The organism is Mesorhizobium sp. WSM4310 (assembly GCF_007003935.1).
Lineage (GTDB): Bacteria > Pseudomonadota > Alphaproteobacteria > Rhizobiales > Rhizobiaceae > Mesorhizobium.
Map to the genome: position 1 here is coordinate 1 of NZ_VFTA01000057.1, position 17,049 is coordinate 17,049.

Genomic DNA, 17,049 nt, shown 5'->3' on the forward strand with positions numbered 1-17,049 from the left:
CATATACGCCAGCCCCGCCACCGCCAGATCCCCCACGGCCATGCCCCGGAACACGAACGCCGTGGCCTCGCCCGGGCTCTGTCGCCCCGCAAAGTCGCCGCAGACCAGGCCTGTCAGGTCGCCGGCGACCAGCGTCGGGTCGACCATGGGTTTGGGCATCTGCTTCTCCTGCTCCAGATCGTCGACGACGATGCGGTCGAGGCGGCGCATGGTTGCGGGCAGCCAGGGCAGTGCGAGGTCGGTGATGGCGGTGAAGCTTCCCGGTTTCAGCCAGTTGGCGTCGAGGAACGGTTCGGGTTCGGGCACCAGGGTCACCGTCGACACCACCATGTCGGCGCCCTCCACCGCTTCCCTTGCCGTGTCGCAGGGGATTGCTTCCAGGCCGCGCGACCGCGCCATTTCGCACAGCGCGTCGCGATTGCTTTTGCCGCGACCGAAGGCGCGGATTTCGCGCAGCGGAAAGAGGTCGGCGAATGCCTCCAGATGGCCGCGCGCTTGCACCCCGCAGCCGATGAAAGCGACGGACGACGCATCGTGCCTTGCCATGCGCCTGGCGGCGACGGCGCTGAGGCCCGCCGTGCGTTTGGCCGTCACCCAATTGCCGTCGACCAGGGCCAGCGGCAGGCCGGTCTCGGCGTCGAGCAGCGTGATCAGCGAATTGAGCGTGGCCAGCCCGCGCGCGGCGTTGCGCGGGTTCACCACCAGCGACTTGGTGGCCAGCACGGGCGGCACGGTGGCGACGCCGAGCGTGGCCATGAAGTAGCGGTCGTCGCCCGGCCACACGGCGGCCTTCGGCGCGCACCAGACTTCGCCGCGCCGCTGGCCGACGATCTGGCGTTCGATCTCGTCGACGGTGTTAGGCGTGGAGATCGCCAGGCGATCGAGAACCGCCGACGACAGATAGGGCAGGGTTTCGGCGGTGGTCATCTTGTCATATTCCCCAGGAAAACCGTCAGACTACACGATGTGCGCGGGGCCGGAACCCTCGCGGCGCGAGCGGTGTGACGGAATGCCTGGCCGGGTCCAGCCATTGCCGATCTTCCCGGCGGCTCGGGTGGCCTTGCTTAAAGCCGCGTTCTTGGGCTGAATGGCGGAACGCAGCCACGCTGCGAGGGAGGGTATCGAGATGAGCCAGGACAGTCCAAGGCCACTTGCCGAGATCGCCAGCTATCACGCCCATATCTATTTCGACGGGCAGGCCGAGCGGCAGCATGCCGAATGGCTGCGTCTGCGCATCGCGGAACGGTTCCGCGTGCGCCTGGGCAGTTGGCATGACAGCCGAGTCGGCCCGCATGAGCAGGCCATGTACCAGGTCTCCTTCGCAACCGGGATTTTCGGCGCGCTGGTTCCGTGGCTGATGCTGAACCATGGCGGCCTGAGCATCCTCATCCACCCGAATACGAACAATCCCAAGCGCGACCACCTGGTCGATCCGGTCTGGATCGGCCGGCCGCTGGGGGTGCATGGCGATGTGCTTCCGGACGAGCATGAGGCGGAAGAGGCGCTGGAGCCGAACACCGAGCCGTCGCTGCCGGCGTAGACCGGCGTCGCCTGCTTCGCAGGGCATTGCGTGATGGCGTTGGGTGCGCTTCTATCCCGCCGCGCCATGGGGGGTCATCATTTGTCTGCCAGGAACCAAACGTCCACCGGTCACGAAGCGAGCGAGGCCGGCTGGCTCGATCTTCATTTCGAATCGTCGCGGCCCGAATACGAGGCGGCCTTGCGCGACGCCGGTATCCGCCCGGGCTGGAGCGTGCTCGACGCCGGATGCGGCAGCGGCGGCTTCCTGCCGCTCATCGCCAGGGCCGTCGGCCCATCCGGCTTCATCGCCGCGCTCGACCTCGCGCCTGAAAACATCGGCCGGGTCGAGGCGCTCGCGGGCACGCTGCCCGAGCCGCCGGAAATTGCCACGCATGTCGGCAGCATCCTGTCGCTGCCATACGCCGACGCATCGTTCGATTGCGTCTGGTCCGGCAATGTCATGCAGTATCTGACGCCGGCCGAGTTCGAGCTTGCCGTCGGCGAGGCCAGGCGCGTGCTGAAGCCGGGCGGCATCCTCGCCGTCAAGGATTTCGATTCGACGATCCTGCAGATCCTGCCCATGGACCGGGCCCTGCTGGCGCGCTTCATGGCCGCCAGGCTGCAGGGGTTTCGCGACCGGGGCGTGCTCGGCACCGATTGCGGTTCGACGCTTCCGGCGCGCCTGCGGCAGGCCGGCCTGGAGGTCGTCAGCCGCAAGGGCTGGCTGGTCGAGCGCTGGGCGCCCGCGCCTCGCTTCACGCGCGACTATGTTCGCGACCTGCTGGCCTATTTTGCCGGCGTCGCGCCTGGCTACGCCCTGCCTGACTCCGACCAGGCCTATTGGCGGGAGCTGAAGCAGCGGCCGGATCGCCTGCTCGACGATCCCGACTTCTGCTACCGCGAGTTCTTCGTCATGGCGGTCTGCCGGACTTAGCGCTCGGCATGGAACTGCTCAGGTCGCCGGTGCACCGGCTTTATCTCGGGGCCAACCTCAGCCGGCGCGCTTCCAGCAGGCGATGAAATGGCCCGGTGCGACCTCCCGGGCGACAGGCTCGGCCTGAAGGCAGCCGGCGTCGGCCAGCGGACAGCGGCCGGCGAAGGCGCAGCCGCCGGGTTCGATGGCGGTTTGTGCTTCGGCCATGGTGGCGGCCTGTCCATCGTTGGAGGAGGCCGCAAGCAGCAATTGCGTGTAGGGATGGTTGGGGCCGGCGAAGATCTGGTCGGAGGAACCGGTCTCGACCAGGCGGCCGCGATAGAGCACGCCGATGCGGTCGGCCATGTAGCGCACGACCCTGAGGTCATGGCTGATGAACAGATAGGCGGTATCCCCTTTCTTCTGCAGGTCGTTGAGCAGGTTGAGCACGGTCGCCTGCACCGAGACGTCGAGCGCCGAGGTCGGCTCGTCCAGCACCACCAGCCTTGGCAGGCCGGCGAAGGCGCGGGCAATGGCCGTGCGCTGGCGCTGGCCGCCGGACAGCGTGCCGGGCTTCTGCCGGGATGTCGTGCGGGCGAGGCGGACCGAGGCCAGGAGGTCGCCGACGCGCTGCGGCACGGCGCGGCGCGGCAGGCCGGCCAGCCGGCGCAGCGGGCGGCCGAGGATGCGGCCGATGCGCTGGCGCGGGTTGAGCGTGCGGTCGGGCGACTGGAACACCATCTGCACGTCGCGCCGTTCGCTGGGACGGCGCCGCTCGACCAGCGGCGCCACGGCCTTGCCGAACAGTTCGACCGTGCCCGCCGTCGGCGGCTGCAGGCCGGTGACGATGCGGGCCAGCGTCGACTTGCCGGAACCGGATTCGCCGATCAGCCCAAAGGTCTCGCTGCTGGCGATGTCGAGGTCGATGCCGTGCAGCACCGGCTGGCCGCCGAAGGATTGTCTTATGCCCCGGCAAGAGAGGGCGATTTCGCGTTGTGGCGCGGGCAGGGCGCTTTGCGCTTGCTCCCCGGCCGCCACGCCGGAAGTTATGTCCACCGGGCTCGCATCCTCGGCCAGCCTGCCGTCGCGCTTGGTGCGGTTGAGCGTCGGAATGGCGGCGACCAATGCCCTTGTGTAGGCGTGGCGCGGATTGTCGAAGACTTCGGCAGCCGCCCCGGTTTCGACGATCGAGCCGGCCTGCATCACCGAGACCCGGTCGCAGGAGCGGCGGATCAGGTTGATGTCGTGGCTGATCAGCAGGATGCTGGTGCGGTGCTCGCGGCGTAGATCGTCGAGGATGGCGATGATCTCGGACTGGACGCTGGCGTCGAGCGCCGTCGTCGGCTCGTCCATCACCAGCAGCGCCGGGTCGAGCGCGATCGCAATGGCGATGTTGGCGCGCTGCTGCATGCCGCCCGACAGTTCGTGCGGATAGAGCCGCAGCACGCGTTCGGGATTGGCGACGCGCACGCGGCCGAGCAGTTGCGCGGCGCGCGCAAACGCATCGTCACGATGCATCGGGCGGTGGCGTAGGATCGTCTCGGTGATCTGGCCGCCAACGGTCATGCTCGGGTTCAGCGCCGAGCCCGGATGCTGGTAAACGGCAGCGATGCGGTCGCCGCGCAGCCGGCGCAGCTCGTCGGCGGAGAGGTCGCGGATCTCGCGATTTTCGAAGGCCAGTTGCGCGGCTTCGACCCGGGCATGCCTCGGCAAATAGCGCAGCACCGCCAGCGCCACCGAGCTCTTGCCCGAGCCGGATTCGCCAACCAGGCCGAGCGCTTCGCCCTGGCCGATCTCGAGCGAGATATCGTCGACCGCGCGGTGCCTGGCTCCGCGATAGGAAACGGAGAGGTGCTCGACGTTCAGAACGGACGACAGTGTTGGCAAAACCGAAGACATTGTTGGCAAAACCGAAGACATTGTTGGCAAGACCGAAGACAGGGGGACGACCGGAAACCACTTTCTGCGCGCGCCGCGATCAGGGGCAATCGCTTCCGCTTTCATATGAAACAATCTCTATAAAATTACTCGAATTAAGCCTGGGCGCAATCTAACTTTCGCTGACTGGACAATTTTCGGGGCGCGGCCACAGGCCGCCGCACTGGCGGTTTTCCGCATCCGCAGGGAAGGAACAGAGATGTCGCACATGATCCTCAGCGCGTTCTTCTTCAATCCGCAGGGCGACCACCGCATGGCATGGCGCCACCCGCGCGCGCCGGGCCGCGAAGTGCTCGATTTCGACTATTATCGCGAGCTGGTGCAGGCGGCCGAGCGGGCACGCATCGACACCATCTTCGTCGCCGACCACGTGTCGATCTGGGATTCGGTCAAGAGCGGCGTCGCGCACTACGCCAATGCCCGCCTCGAACCGCTGACGCTGCTGTCGGCGCTGGCCGCGGTGACCAGCCATATCGGCCTGATCACCACGGCGTCGAGCTCCTACAGCGAGCCCTACAATGTCGCGCGCCTGTTCGCCTCGCTCGACCATATCAGCAAGGGCAGGGCGTCGTGGAACGTCGTCACCTCGGCGATGGACGAGGAGGCGCGCAATTTCGGCCGCGACGGCAATATCGAGCACGCCTTCCGCTATGAGCGCGCCGGCGAGTTCCTCGATATCGTCAAGGCGCTGTGGGACAGCTGGGAGGACGAGGCGCTCCTCATCGACAAGGAGACGGGCTACTTCGCCGATCCCGACAAGGTCCATCCGATCGACCACAAGGGCAAGCACTTCAAGGTGCGCGGGCCGCTCAACGTGTCGCGGCCGCCGCAGGGCCATCCGCTGATCGTCCAGGCCGGCTCGTCCGAGGATGGCAAGAATTTCGCCACCGCCCATGCCGATGCGCATTTCGCCATCTACAGCACCCGGGAAGACGGCATCAAATACCGCCAGGACATCAACGAGCGGCTGGCGCGCCATGGCCGGCGGCCGGAGAGCTTCAAGATCCTGCCCGGCATCCTGCCTGTCGTCGCGGCCTCCGAGGCCGAGGGCCGGGACAAGCAGGAATATCTGCAGACGCTTCTCCCCGACCAGGTCGGCATCGACCTGTTGTCGAGCTGGAGCGGCATCGACCTCTCGGCCTATCCGCCGGACGGGCCGCTGCCGCCGCTGCCGGATGAGAGCACCTTCAATGGCGGACGCACCTCGCTCAACCGCGTCAAGCAATGGTCGAAGCAGAATCTCAGCCTGCGCGACATCGCCCGCAAACTCGCCAACAGCGGCTCGGTGCCGACGGTCGCCGGCACGCCGAAGCAGATCGCCGACCAGCTCGAGGACTGGTTCATCTCGGGCGCCGCCGACGGCTTCAACCTGATGTTCCCACTGCTGCCCGAGGATTGGGTGAATTTCGCCGAGCAGGTGGTGCCGGAACTGCAGCGGCGCGGCCTCGTCCCGACCGAATACGCGCCCGGCACATTGCGCGATCGCTTCGGCCTTGCCCGCCCCGCCAACCGCTTCGCCGAGCAGCGCGCCAATCAGCGCGCCGTGTCCTGAGGAGGCAGCCATGACCGCAGCCCCTAATCTCCAGCCGCGCGAAGCGACCGCTCCGCGTCTCGTCAATGTGCTGCCCAGCCCCAAGCGTGTGCGCGTCAAGTTCGGCGGCCGCACCATCGCCGACAGCCGCAATGTGCTGGTGCTGCGCTCCAACCATTTCCTGCCGATCTATTTCTTCCCGCCATCCGCTGTCGATGCGTCGGTGCTGAAGCCGTCGCAGCATCGCGAGCCGCACGCCGTCGGCGGCGAGACCGCCTATTGGGACATCGACAGCGGCGACAGGCGCGCCGCCCATGCGGCGTGGTCGTTCACGGCACCCCCGGATGAAAGCCTGGCGCCGCTCGCCGGCCGCATCGCTTTCACCTGGAAGGCGGTCGACCAGTGGTTCGAGGAGGAAGAGGAAGTCTTCGTCCATGCCCGCGATCCCTATGCGCGCATCGATGTGCTGCACAGTTCCAGCCATGTGCAGGTCTGGTTCGACGGCGACATCATCGCCGACAGCCACCGGCCGGTGCTGTTGTTCGAGACCCATCTGCCGACGCGCTTCTATTTGCGCCCCGAGGATGTCCGGCTGGAGCGGCTGACGGCGTCCAACTCGACGACGCGATGTCCCTACAAGGGCATCGCCTCCTACTGGTCGGGCCTTTTGAAGGACGGTTCGGTGCGCCCCGACATTGCCTGGAGCTACCGCGACCCGATCGACGAAATGCCCAGGATCAAGGGGCTGATCGCCTTCTATCCGCAAGCGGTCGACCGCATCCATCTCGACGGCCAGCCGGCCTGACGGCGGCTTTTTCTCCCCCATCCTCCAATTGACGAGAGACTGACAATGACGAAACGTTCCGACATCGATTTGCTGCGCAACCAGTCGACGCGCGGCCACACCGGCGACATCTGGAATGTCGCGGTCGACGAATATGCGCAGGGCTTTCTCAAGCGCCGCGACCTCCTGAAATACGCGGCACTTCTAGGCCTCACCGGCTTTGCCGCCTCGCATGGCCTGTTCGCACCGGGCGCGGCAGGCGCGGCGACGCCTGGCGGCACGGTCCGTGTCGGGCTCGGCCAGCCGACCAAGGCGATCGATCCCGTCACGATCACCGATCCGGCCAGCATCGGCGTGATCAGCCAGGTCGGCGAGTACCTGATCCTCGACGATCCCAAGGACGGGCTGCAGCCGAAGCTTGCGCTGTCCTGGGAAGCCGACGAGACGGCCAGGCGCTGGACGTTCAAGCTCAGGCCCGGCGTGAAGTTCCACGACGGCCGCACCGTCACCGCCAAGGACGTGGCGGCAAGCTTCGAACGGCTGGTCGATCCGGCCAGCGGCTCGTCGGCGCTGTCGGCCTACAAGGGCATTCTCTCCAAGGGCGGCGCCAAGGTCGTCGACGACGAAACCGTCGCCTTCGATCTCGACCAGTCGAACAGCAACTTCCCGTTCTACGTTTCCTCCGACGTCTACAATGCCGTCATCGTGCCGGCCGACTATGCCGGCGATTTCGAGAGGACCTTCAACGGCACGGGTCCCTTCAAGCTGGAGTCCTTCCGCCCCAAGCAGGGCGCGAGCTTCGTGCGCAACCCGGACTATTGGGGTGACAAGGCGCTGCCCGACCGCGTCGAGATCAAGTTCTTCGACGACGAGCAGGCGCAGGTGCTGGCGCTGCAGGCCGGCCAGCTTGACGTCATCCCCTCGACCACGCGGCTTGAGCTGGCGATCGAAGGCAATCCCAATTTCAAGCTGCTCAGCGTGCAGGCCAGCTCGCATGATCCGGCGCATCTGCGGACCGACCAGGCGCCGTTCACCGACAAGCGCGTGCGGCGCGCGCTGGCGCTGACCATCGACCGCGAGGCCGTGGTCAAGGGCCTGCTCAAGGGCCGCGCCGTCGTCGGCAACGACACGCCGTTCGCGCCGATCTTCCCGTCGGCCGATCCGTCCGTGCCGCAGCGCAAGCAGGACATCGCCGAGGCCAAGCGGCTGCTCGGCGAGGCCGGCGTGCCCAACGGCTTCGAGGTGACGCTGACCACCGAACGCGCCTACGACATTCCCGACTATGCCGTGATCATCCAGAACTTCGCCAGGAAGGCCGGCATCGACATCAAGCTCAACGTGCTGCCGCAGGACGCCTATTACGGCTCGGCGACGTTCGGCAGCTCGCCATGGCTGGACTCCAATCTCGGCATCACCGATTTCGGTCATCGCGGTACGCCCGATATCTTCCTCAACGCGACGCTGAAGAGCTCGGGCGCCTGGAACGCGGCGCATTTCAACAGTCCGGACTATGACGCGCTGCTCATCGACTACGGCAAGGCCCGCGACCTGCAGGCGCAACGGTTCGCCGCCGGCAAGATCCAGAATTTGCTGCTCGACGAGACGCCGCTGATCATCAGCTATTTCTCGCAATACAGCCGCATCGTCTCCTCGAAGGTGGAGGGCGTGCGCTTCACCGCGATCTCGCATCTGCTGCTCGACAAGGTGTCGTTCGTGTGAGCGGCATCGCCTCGATGGCGCGGCCGCTCGCGGTACGCGCAGGCTCGCTGCTGTTGACGCTGTGGCTGGTCAGCGCGCTGGTCTTCCTCGCCGGGCAGGTGCTGCCCGGCGATGTCGGCCGCGTCATGCTCGGCCCGTTCGCCGATGCGCAGGCGGTCGCCGAATTGAACCGCAAGCTCGGTACCGACCAGCCGATTCTTGCGCAGTACTGGCACTGGTTCAGCCGGGCCATCACGGGCGACTTCGGCGACTCGCTGTCGATGCGCGCGCCGGTGGCGCCGTTCGTTCTGTCGAGCATCAGGAACTCCGCGGCACTGGCCGGCGTCGTGCTGCTGTTCCTGGTGCCGGTCGGCATCGGCGCCGGCGTCGTCGCGGGCCTGCGCTCGGGGAGCCTTGCCGACAGGCTGATCGTGCTGACCGGCGTCTCGCTCTCGATCGTGCCCGATTTCGTCTCAGGCCTGCTGTTGCTGATGGTCTTCGGCCTGTGGCTGGCCTGGTTTCCGATCACCGGTGCCGCGCCCAATGGGTCCGGTTTCTGGACGTCCAGCTACTATCTCATCCTGCCGGCGCTGCCGCTGGTGCTGAACCTGATCGGCTATGTGGCGCGCATGACCAGGGCAGGGGTGATCGAGGCGCGCGGCGCGGACTATACGCGCACCGCGATCCTGAAGGGTCTCAGCCCCTCGCAGGTGCTGTTCAAGCATGTGCTGCGCAACGCGCTGGTGCCGACGGTGGCGGTCATCGCCACGCAAAGCGGCTTCCTGCTTGGCGGGCTGGTGGTGATCGAGGCGCTGTTCGGCATACAGGGTCTCGGCAATTTGGTGCTGAGCGCCGCCAAGGCGCGCGATTTCCCGATGCTCGAGGCCGGCGTGCTGGTGATGGCTGCGATTTTCGTGTGGACGGCCGCGATCGGCGATCTCCTGCAGGCGCTGCTCGACCCGCGCCAGCGCCGGCGCAACGCGCCATGACCGATCTCGCCCAGTCTCCCATGCGCGGTGACATCAGGCTCTCCTGGGTCGGCCGGCTGCGCGGTTTTTTGCCCGATCTGGCGCCGTCGACCGCGATCGGCTCGGTGGTGCTGCTGTTGTGGGTTGCCTGTGCGGTGTTCGGTGCGCGGTTCGCGCCGTTCGACCCCTATGCCGAGGATTTCCTGTCGATGATGACGCCGCCCGACGCGGTGCACTGGTTCGGCACCGATCAGCTCGGGCGCGACGTGCTTTCGCGCATCGTCGTCGGCTCGCGCGACATCCTGCTGGTGGCGCCACTGGCGACGCTGGCGGGCGTGGCCGCCGGCAGCGTCATCGGCCTGGTGCTCGGCACCTTCGGCGGCCTGGTCGATGCGGTCGGCGCACGGCTGCTTGATGCCGTCATGTCGCTGCCCTTCATCGTGCTGGTGACGATGGCGCTGGTGGCGATCGGCCCGTCAAACCTCACCGTCATCGCGGTCATCGGCCTTGCCTATGCGCCGCTAGTGGCGCGCACCGTGCGCACCGCCACGCGCGAACAGCGCGAGCGCGACTATGTCAGCGCCGCCCGGCTCGCCGGCGAGGGACGCCTGGCGATCATGTTCCTCGAAATCCTGCCCAATGTGCGGGAAACCATCCTGATCGAATTGATCACCCGGCTCGGCTACGCCTTCTTCTCGATCGCGACGCTGAGCTTCCTCGGCCTCGGCATCCAGCCGCCATCGGCCGATTGGGGGCTGGCGATCGCCGACGGCTACGGCTTCCTCACCGGCGGCAAATGGTGGGTGGTGGTCTTCAACTCGGCCGCGATCATCTCGCTGGTCATGGCCACCAACCTCATCGCGCAAGGCATCGGTGCCTTCGAAAACAGCGACAAGTAGGCGGTAGTCGAACAGGTTGATCGGCGCGGGGCTGACTCTTTTCCCGATGCTCAAACGTCTTTGCTACAGTGAAGCAATGGAGCAGGGTCGATGAGCCTCAAGGACAAGAAAATCGTGGTCACCGGTGGCAGCCGTGGGCTTGGCCTGGGATTGGTCGAAGCGCTGGTCGAGCATGATGCCCAAGTGACGGTCGTCGCGCGTGGCGCCGAAGCGCTGGAGGCGGTCCGTGCGCGGCTCGGGGTCGCCACGATTGCCGCCGACGTCACGGACGAGGACGCGGCCTATCGTATCCTTGGCGAAGTCAGCCCCGACATACTGGTGCTGAATGCTGGCGCCACACCCCGGATGGGGCGGCTGGATCAGCTGAGATGGGAGGATTTCTCCGTCACCTGGGAGACCGACGTCAAGGCTGGCCTGTACTGGCTGCAGGCGGCGCTGAACCTGCCGCTCAAGCCGGGCAGCCGGGTGCTGGTGGGATCGAGTGGTGCTGCCGTTACCGGATCGCAGATGTCCGGCGGTTATGGCGGCTCCAAGCGCATGCTCTGGTTCATGGCCAAATATGCCAATGGCGTCTCGCAGGAGAAGAAGCTCGGCATTCGCTTCCAGGCGATCCTGCCGCGGCAGATGATTCTCGGTACCGGAACCGGCGACGCCGCGGCAGGCGCCTACGCAGGTTCCATGGGCATCACGCCGGAACAATTCGTCACCCGCTTTGGGGCGCCGATGCCGCCCCGGTCGTTCGGTGACAGGGTGGTTTCGGTGCTGGAAGACCCGCAATATGCCGAGGGCATCGTCTTCGGCCTCAATGGCGACGCGGGCGTGACCATCATGGAAGGCGCGGCGGCTTGAACGAACGAGAGCCTGGTGTGGACCGCGATCGACGCGAAGGACTGCTTGCCCTTGCCGCCGCGCTGCGGCCAGAGCTGCACCGCTATTGCGCGCGCCTGATGGGCTCCGTCATCGATGGCGAGGATGTGGTGCAAGACACCTTTGCCCGGGCCTTCGTAGCGCTGGACGAACTGTGCGCGGTGCCACAGCTCAGGCCCTGGCTGTTCCGCATTGCCCACAACAGGGCGCTGGACCTGCTGCGCAGCCGCGCAACCCGCGTTGCGGAGCCCATCGAGACGGCGCTTGAAATCGCCGATGACAGCAAAGCCGATGCGGTGGAGACGCTGATGCGAAAGGAGGCAATCGAAACCGCCGTGTCGCGCTTTGCGGAGCTCCCGGTCGTCCAGCGCAGCGTCATCATCTTGAAAGATGTGCTCGATGAGCCCCTGGCTGAGATCGCGGCCCTGCTTGGCATTTCGGTCGATGCTGTGAAAGCGCACCTGTCGCGCGGCCGTGCCCGGCTTCGGGAGATCAACGCCCAGGCCAGCCGGCTTCCCGATGCGCGCATCGCTTCCGCCAAAGTGGTCCGTTACACCGATCTGTTCAACCAGCGCGACTGGGATGGCTTGCGTGCGCTGCTTGCCGATGATGTGAGACTTCAGCAGTCCATGCACCCGTCACGATCAGGTGCGGCCGATGTTGGGATGTTCTTCACGATCTATGCCAAGAACGAGGGCCTGTGGCTCAAGCCGGCATGGGTCGAAGGCCGCGAGGTGATCGCGGTGTTCGAACATCGGGCGGCCCCGAAGCCAACCCATTTCATGTGGCTGGAGTGGCGGGAAGGGCGCATCAGCTTCATTCGTGACTATCGCTATGTCGGCTATGTTGCCGACGATGCCAGGCTGGTTCTGGCGAGCGACGTCAGGTCTTTCGGTCACGGAATCAAGCTCTGATGTCTTGGGGCTGCGACAACAATCAGGTTCCTGGTCGAGCAGGCCCTGGATGGTGGCTGCAACAGCCGCATAGGGCTTGGGCGGAAAGACGCCGCCATTCGGCATAGCGTCCGCGCCGGCTGTTGCTGGCCCGAGGTGACGATGATCTTGACCGGGCCAGCGGTCGCGCACGATCGGTTCCCGAAGCGTGGAATTCCCCTGACGCAATGGTCGCCTATTCGATCGAATTTCTTTGCAACCCGTTAATTTGGCCATGCTGTTAATAAGCGTCTGCTAATGCATGCCGGCCGGAACCGCGTAGCGGTTTGGGATAACGGCATGCGCAAAACTGTCTGGTTTGGCGCGGGGTAGCAATGACCAAGAATCTCGGCAACGCACGCTATGTGCCGCCCAAGGACACGAAAGTTTCCTTCTTCAGCAAGGCAGCGCCGGCGCTGTTCCCGCTTGTCGTGGCGGCGTTGGGCTACATGATCGGGCGACAGTTCTTCGGTCTGTAAGTTCCGATAGCTGCGCCGGAATGATCAGGCGTTGATTTCGGCCGCCGCCTCGTTGGCATTGGCGTCGGCCCGCTTGACGCGTTCGCTGGCCAGAAGCACGACCGGGCAGGCGACCGCGGCGAGCACCGCCGTCGCGGTGTCGCCGAAGAACAGCTCTTCGCCCGGCCGTTGGGTGACACCCATCACCACCATCGCGGCGCCTTTGGTCACCTCCCTGGCGATCGCCCTGTCCGCCGTGGCGCGGGTGCGGATCGCGGTGTCGACGGCGACGCCGTAGCGGTCCGCGAGATCGGCGACATCCTTGAGCACGGCTTCCTCCCGGCGGTGCGAGACCGTGCCCGGCCGGCTGCCCTGCCTGGCTTGCGAGACATAGAGCGCCTTGACGCGGGCGCGGTGCGGCCGCGCCAGCGCCAGCGCGAAATCGGCGGCGCGGCGCGCGACCTCGGTGCCGTTGACGGGGACCAGTATCGTCGTTCCGGCGCGCAGCACCGGCATCTTTCCATCGGCCTTGGCGCCGTTCAGCACGAGGCAGAGCGGGCCGTCGAAACCGCTGCTGACGTCCTTCAGCGCGCCGCTGAAGGTGCCTTTGTCGGTCAGCATGTTCTCCAGTCCGACCAGCAGAAGCCCATAGCCCTTGCGGGCTTCGGCGGCGATTGTCTCGGCGCTGGCCTGAAGCTCGGTGCGGGCTGTGAGGTGGACCCTGTCGACAAGCGTGTCCTCGGCCTTGCTGACGGCCCTTGCGCTCCTGGCGGCGCCTTTCTTTACCTCCCTGGACGCCCGTTCCGGGCCTTTGTCGCCGACCTGACCGGCGAGCCTGCCATCCTGGAGATGAAGCAGAGTGGTCGGCATGCCGCTGCCGCCGCCGACCAGGCCTGCAAGGTAGGCGGTGAACTTGCCGACCGGGCTGTCGTCGACCAGCAGCAGCAGGCGCTCCAGCCTGGAAACGAAGCCGCGTTCGTCGAGCAGTTCGCGATCGACGCGCTGCTTCTCGGCATGTCCAACCGGCAGGCGGCCGAGCGCCCAGCGCAGCATGGGCGGCATGGCCAGCGTGGTGATGACGGCCATGGTGACGATCATCGTGAACAGATTGTGGGACAGGATGTTCATCGACAGGCCGATGCTGGCGACGATGACCTCAGTCGAGCCGCGGGCGTTCATGGCGCTGCCGACGGCGGTGGCTTCCTTCAGCGACATGCCGGCCAGCCGGCCGCCGAGGAAGGCGCCGCCGAACTTGCCGATGCTGGCGATGGCGACCAGTGCCAGCGTCAGCAGCGCTAGCGTCGGGTCGGTGAGCACGGTGAGGTCGGCGGACAGGCCGGCCATGCCGAAGAACACCGGCATGAACAGCGCGGTGATCAGGCCGCGCAACTGGCTCTCAATGTGGTCGGACAGGATCGGCGATTCGCCGACCAGTATGCCGGCGACGAAAGCGCCGAGCACCGTGTGGACGCCGATCAGGTTGGTGATCAGCGCCATCACCCCCATGATGATGAGGATCACCGTGATGACAGCATATTCGCTGCGGAAAGAATCGTTGCTCCAGCGGATCAGCGTGAAGACAAGCCGGCGGCCGATGGTGAAGGAAAACACCATGAACAGCGCCACCTCGGCCACCGTGGTGATGAGCGGCAAGACCTGCAGGCTGCCATTGGTGGCGATGCCGAAGGTCACCGCGATGACCAGCCAGCCGATCGTGTCCTCGATGATGGACGAGGAAATGATGACCTGGCCGAGATTGCGGCGCATGAAGTTCATCTCGCGCACCACCATGGCGACGATCTTGACCGAGGAGATCGACAGCGCCGTGCCGAGGAACAGCCCGGCGACGACGCGCTGCCGCGGGTCGGACAGCAGCGAGTCCGGCAGGAACTGTGCCAGCGCGAAGCCGAAGGCGAAAGGCACGACGACGCCGGTGATCGAGATCGAAAAACAGGCCGCCCCGACGCGGCGCACCAGGCGCAGATCCGTCTCCATGCCGGTCAGGAGCAGGAGAAGCAGGATGCCGAGCTGGGACACCGCATCGATCATGCTCTTCTGCGCCGGATCGCTGGAGAAGATCAGGTGCTGGGCGTCGGGCCATATCCATCCGAACAGCGAGGGCCCGAGCAGGATGCCGCCGATCAGCTGACCCATAATCGCCGGCTGGCCGTAACGCTGGAAGATTTCGCCGAGGCCGCGGCCGACCGGCAGGAGAAGCACGATCTCGGCGACGAACAGGCCCTCGGCCGAGCCGCCCATGCCCGACGCATGTCCGGGCGCCTGGGCGGCGAAGGCGCGGCTTGCCGGTGCCAGGGCAAGGGTGGCCAGCACGAGGGTGGCCGCGAGGCGGCCTGACGTCGTTGCCGGTTGCCGGTTCATGGGTTCCCTCAAACGTCGCGGCGGACTGACCATGACAACGCATGGCCGGCCTTTGCGTTGCAGCCGCCTGTTGCCGGAATTGGAAGTCGATCATCCGGTCAGACGTGGACATCGCCAAAGGCGAGTTCGCCGTCGTCGCCGGCCGCGAACACGACTATGGCAAGCAGCCCAATGTAGAACGCGGCCACCAACGCGACGATGGCGATGCCTGGTATGGGACCAAGGGCGGCGCTGTCGACCGCTTCGCGCAGCGAACCGCCAAAGCCGACCCTGGTGCCGACGGTTTGCAGGCTGGGTGTCGAGATCTTCAATACCCAGGCCAACAGCAGGATGAGGAAAAGGTAAATGTAGTTGCGGCGCAGGCGGCGCACCAGGGCGGCACGTTGCGACAGCAGGAATTTCGGCGCGCGCAGGCCTTCGCCGACGATGAGCAGCCAATCCGAGGCGAAGTCGGGCTGCGGCGAAAAGATCTGCGCGAAATAGTGACGTTCGAACTGGCGCACGCGTGCGCGGTAGAAGTCGAAGAAGCGGTAGCGGCGCGCCTCGATCCACAAAAGCAGCAGGATCAGCAGCATGGCGAACAACAGCACGCCATGATGCGCGCTGGCCGTCGACAGCGAAACCGAGAGCATCGCCGCCACCACGGTGATCGCCCAGTTCGTGGTCCTGTCGAGCCGATCGCGCCAGCCCGCCATGCGCGCGATCTCGGCGCGATGGAAATGCGACAGCGTGTTCACGCGCTCCGTCGATGAAAGGACGGGACCCGCGGGCGTCGCCGACGCATCGTTCATGGCATCCTCCGGCAAGGACTAAAACAGTTTGCCGGCAACATAGTTCCCTTGGGCTACTCGGCGTGATTGTAAGAACGCCCGGTCATTCCGGCTCGCCGATCCAGTCGACCACCAGGGCGGTGGCGCCAAAAACTGCGCCGATGGCGCACACGCAGGTCCACCCGCCCCAAGTCCAGGCAGCGCCGGCCAGCAATGAGCCGATGGCGCCGCCGATGAAGAAGATGCCGACGAACAGGCCGTTGAGCCGGCCGCGGGCCTCGGGCTGAAGCATATTGACGGCACGGCGGCCGAGCGTCTGGTCGCCGGTGACGCCGATGTCGAGCAGCACGGCGCTGAGGCCCATCAGCACCAGCGATTGCCATGACGCTTCGGACTGAGAGGCGCCGGCCCAGGCGGCGAGCGCCATAGCGCCGATCAGCACGAGGTGACAGGCGATGGTGGCGGATCGCGTCCAGCCATGGTCGCCGGCGCGGCCGAACAGCGGCGTGACCACGGCACCGCCGGCGCCGACCAGCGCGAAGAGCGCAATGCCGCGCTGGCCAAGGCCGAAAGGCGGCTGTGCGAGACGCAAGGCGACCGCCGTCCAGAACAGGCTGAACGCCGCCATCACCAGCGCCGCCGTCAGCGCACGCCGCCGCAGCACCGGCTTGCCGCGCAGCAGGCCGAACAGTGAGGCAATCATCGCGCCGTAGGACGATTTTGCTTCCGGGCGCCGCTGCGGCAAGGTGAAGGCGAGCACGCCGGCGAGCAGGACGAGCGCGGTAGCACTGAGGCCGTAGAAGGCGCGCCAACCCCAGGCGTCGGCGACGAGGCTGGCCAGCGGCCGCGCCAGCAGGATGCCGATCATCAGTCCGCTCATGACATCGCCGATGACGCGGCCGGCCTCGCCGGGCGGCGCCATCGAGGCTGCGATCGGCACCAGGATCTGGATCGCCGAGCAGGCAGCACCGAGGACGAACAGGACGACCAGCAGCGAGGCGATGGTGGGCGCGAAGGCAGCGGCGCCCGCTGCAAGGGCCGCCGTCAGGAGCATGCGCAAGATCAAGGCGCGGTTCTCGGCGAGATCGGCCATCGGCACCAGGAAGAACAGGCCGGCGGCATAGCCGAGCAGCGTGGCCATGGCGACGAGGCCGACGCTGGCGGCGCTGGCGCCGAGCGACGGGCCGACCAGCCCGACCAGCGTCTGCGGCGCGAACAGATTGGTGACGATGATGCCGGTGGAGGCGGCGAAGAGCAGCGTCTGTGGGCCGGTGATGGTGTTGGCGGGCAGCTGCTCGCACAGCGGACCATCCTTGGTGTTGAGCATTGAGTCCTCAATAGATCGCATATTGTTGGAGGACTTTATGCCGAAGCATTATCATGCTACAATT

General features: G+C 66.4%; 15 protein-coding genes. 10 read left to right on the top strand and 5 right to left on the bottom strand.

The window, feature by feature from the left end; all coding sequences use genetic code 11:
• On the bottom strand, positions 1-927 hold a 927-nt coding region (locus FJV80_RS32475), incomplete at its 3' end, for an ornithine cyclodeaminase family protein (protein WP_142878345.1).
• Between the two features lie 199 nt (positions 928-1,126).
• Between FJV80_RS32475 and FJV80_RS32480 the strand changes: the two genes are divergently transcribed.
• Positions 1,127-1,540, top strand: a complete 414-nt coding sequence (locus FJV80_RS32480; RefSeq protein WP_142878346.1) for a DOPA 4,5-dioxygenase family protein — start codon at positions 1,127-1,129, stop codon at positions 1,538-1,540.
• Positions 1,541-1,621: 81 nt separating this feature from the next.
• Entirely contained in the window at positions 1,622-2,455 is an 834-nt protein-coding gene (locus FJV80_RS32485) for a methyltransferase domain-containing protein (protein WP_246689102.1), read from the top strand.
• A gap of 57 nt (positions 2,456-2,512) precedes the next feature.
• Here the strand turns inward: FJV80_RS32485 and FJV80_RS32490 are convergent, their stop codons facing one another.
• The gene (locus FJV80_RS32490; protein ID WP_142878348.1) at positions 2,513-4,333 is read right to left on the bottom strand and encodes an ABC transporter ATP-binding protein; all 1,821 of its coding nucleotides are present in this window, start codon (positions 4,331-4,333) and stop codon (positions 2,513-2,515) included.
• A 238-nt stretch (positions 4,334-4,571) separates the two neighbouring features.
• On the opposite strand from FJV80_RS32490, the gene FJV80_RS32495 reads away from it, so the two are divergent.
• The 8 genes from FJV80_RS32495 to FJV80_RS32530 all read left to right on the top strand — a co-directional run bounded on the left by FJV80_RS32495 (position 4,572) and on the right by FJV80_RS32530 (position 12,530).
• Positions 4,572-5,924 (top strand): LLM class flavin-dependent oxidoreductase, encoded by a 1,353-nt coding sequence (locus tag FJV80_RS32495; RefSeq protein WP_142878349.1) that lies wholly within the window; start codon positions 4,572-4,574, stop codon positions 5,922-5,924.
• Between the two features lie 10 nt (positions 5,925-5,934).
• Positions 5,935-6,708, top strand: coding sequence for a DUF427 domain-containing protein (locus FJV80_RS32500; protein WP_142878350.1), 774 nt, complete (start codon positions 5,935-5,937; stop codon positions 6,706-6,708).
• Positions 6,709-6,753: 45 nt separating this feature from the next.
• Positions 6,754-8,406, top strand: coding sequence for an ABC transporter substrate-binding protein (locus FJV80_RS32505; protein ID WP_142878351.1), 1,653 nt, complete (start codon positions 6,754-6,756; stop codon positions 8,404-8,406).
• Between the two features lie 14 nt (positions 8,407-8,420).
• Positions 8,421-9,374, top strand: a complete 954-nt coding sequence (locus FJV80_RS32510) for an ABC transporter permease (RefSeq protein ID WP_142878364.1) — start codon at positions 8,421-8,423, stop codon at positions 9,372-9,374.
• The gene (locus FJV80_RS32515) at positions 9,371-10,252 is read left to right on the top strand and encodes an ABC transporter permease (protein WP_142878352.1); all 882 of its coding nucleotides are present in this window, start codon (positions 9,371-9,373) and stop codon (positions 10,250-10,252) included. The genes FJV80_RS32510 and FJV80_RS32515 overlap by 4 nt, the downstream gene beginning before the upstream one ends.
• Before the next feature lie 90 nt (positions 10,253-10,342).
• Positions 10,343-11,101, top strand: coding sequence for an SDR family NAD(P)-dependent oxidoreductase (locus tag FJV80_RS32520; RefSeq protein WP_142878353.1), 759 nt, complete (start codon positions 10,343-10,345; stop codon positions 11,099-11,101).
• The gene (locus FJV80_RS32525; protein ID WP_142878354.1) at positions 11,098-12,033 is read left to right on the top strand and encodes a sigma-70 family RNA polymerase sigma factor; all 936 of its coding nucleotides are present in this window, start codon (positions 11,098-11,100) and stop codon (positions 12,031-12,033) included. The genes FJV80_RS32520 and FJV80_RS32525 overlap by 4 nt, the downstream gene beginning before the upstream one ends.
• Before the next feature lie 353 nt (positions 12,034-12,386).
• Positions 12,387-12,530, top strand: a complete 144-nt coding sequence (locus FJV80_RS32530; RefSeq protein WP_095774938.1) for a hypothetical protein — start codon at positions 12,387-12,389, stop codon at positions 12,528-12,530.
• A 24-nt stretch (positions 12,531-12,554) separates the two neighbouring features.
• On the opposite strand, the gene FJV80_RS32535 is transcribed toward FJV80_RS32530, so the two are convergent.
• The 3 genes from FJV80_RS32535 to FJV80_RS32545 form a co-directional block, all read right to left on the bottom strand.
• A complete protein-coding gene (locus tag FJV80_RS32535) occupies positions 12,555-14,888 on the bottom strand; it encodes a cation:proton antiporter (RefSeq protein ID WP_246689103.1) in 2,334 nt (777 codons plus the stop codon).
• 98 nt (positions 14,889-14,986) lie between these two features.
• A complete protein-coding gene (locus FJV80_RS32540) occupies positions 14,987-15,679 on the bottom strand; it encodes a DUF2270 domain-containing protein (protein WP_095793908.1) in 693 nt (230 codons plus the stop codon).
• 82 nt (positions 15,680-15,761) lie between these two features.
• Positions 15,762-16,985, bottom strand: coding sequence for an MFS transporter (locus tag FJV80_RS32545; protein WP_142878355.1), 1,224 nt, complete (start codon positions 16,983-16,985; stop codon positions 15,762-15,764).
• Positions 16,986-17,049: the final 64 nt, after the last annotated feature.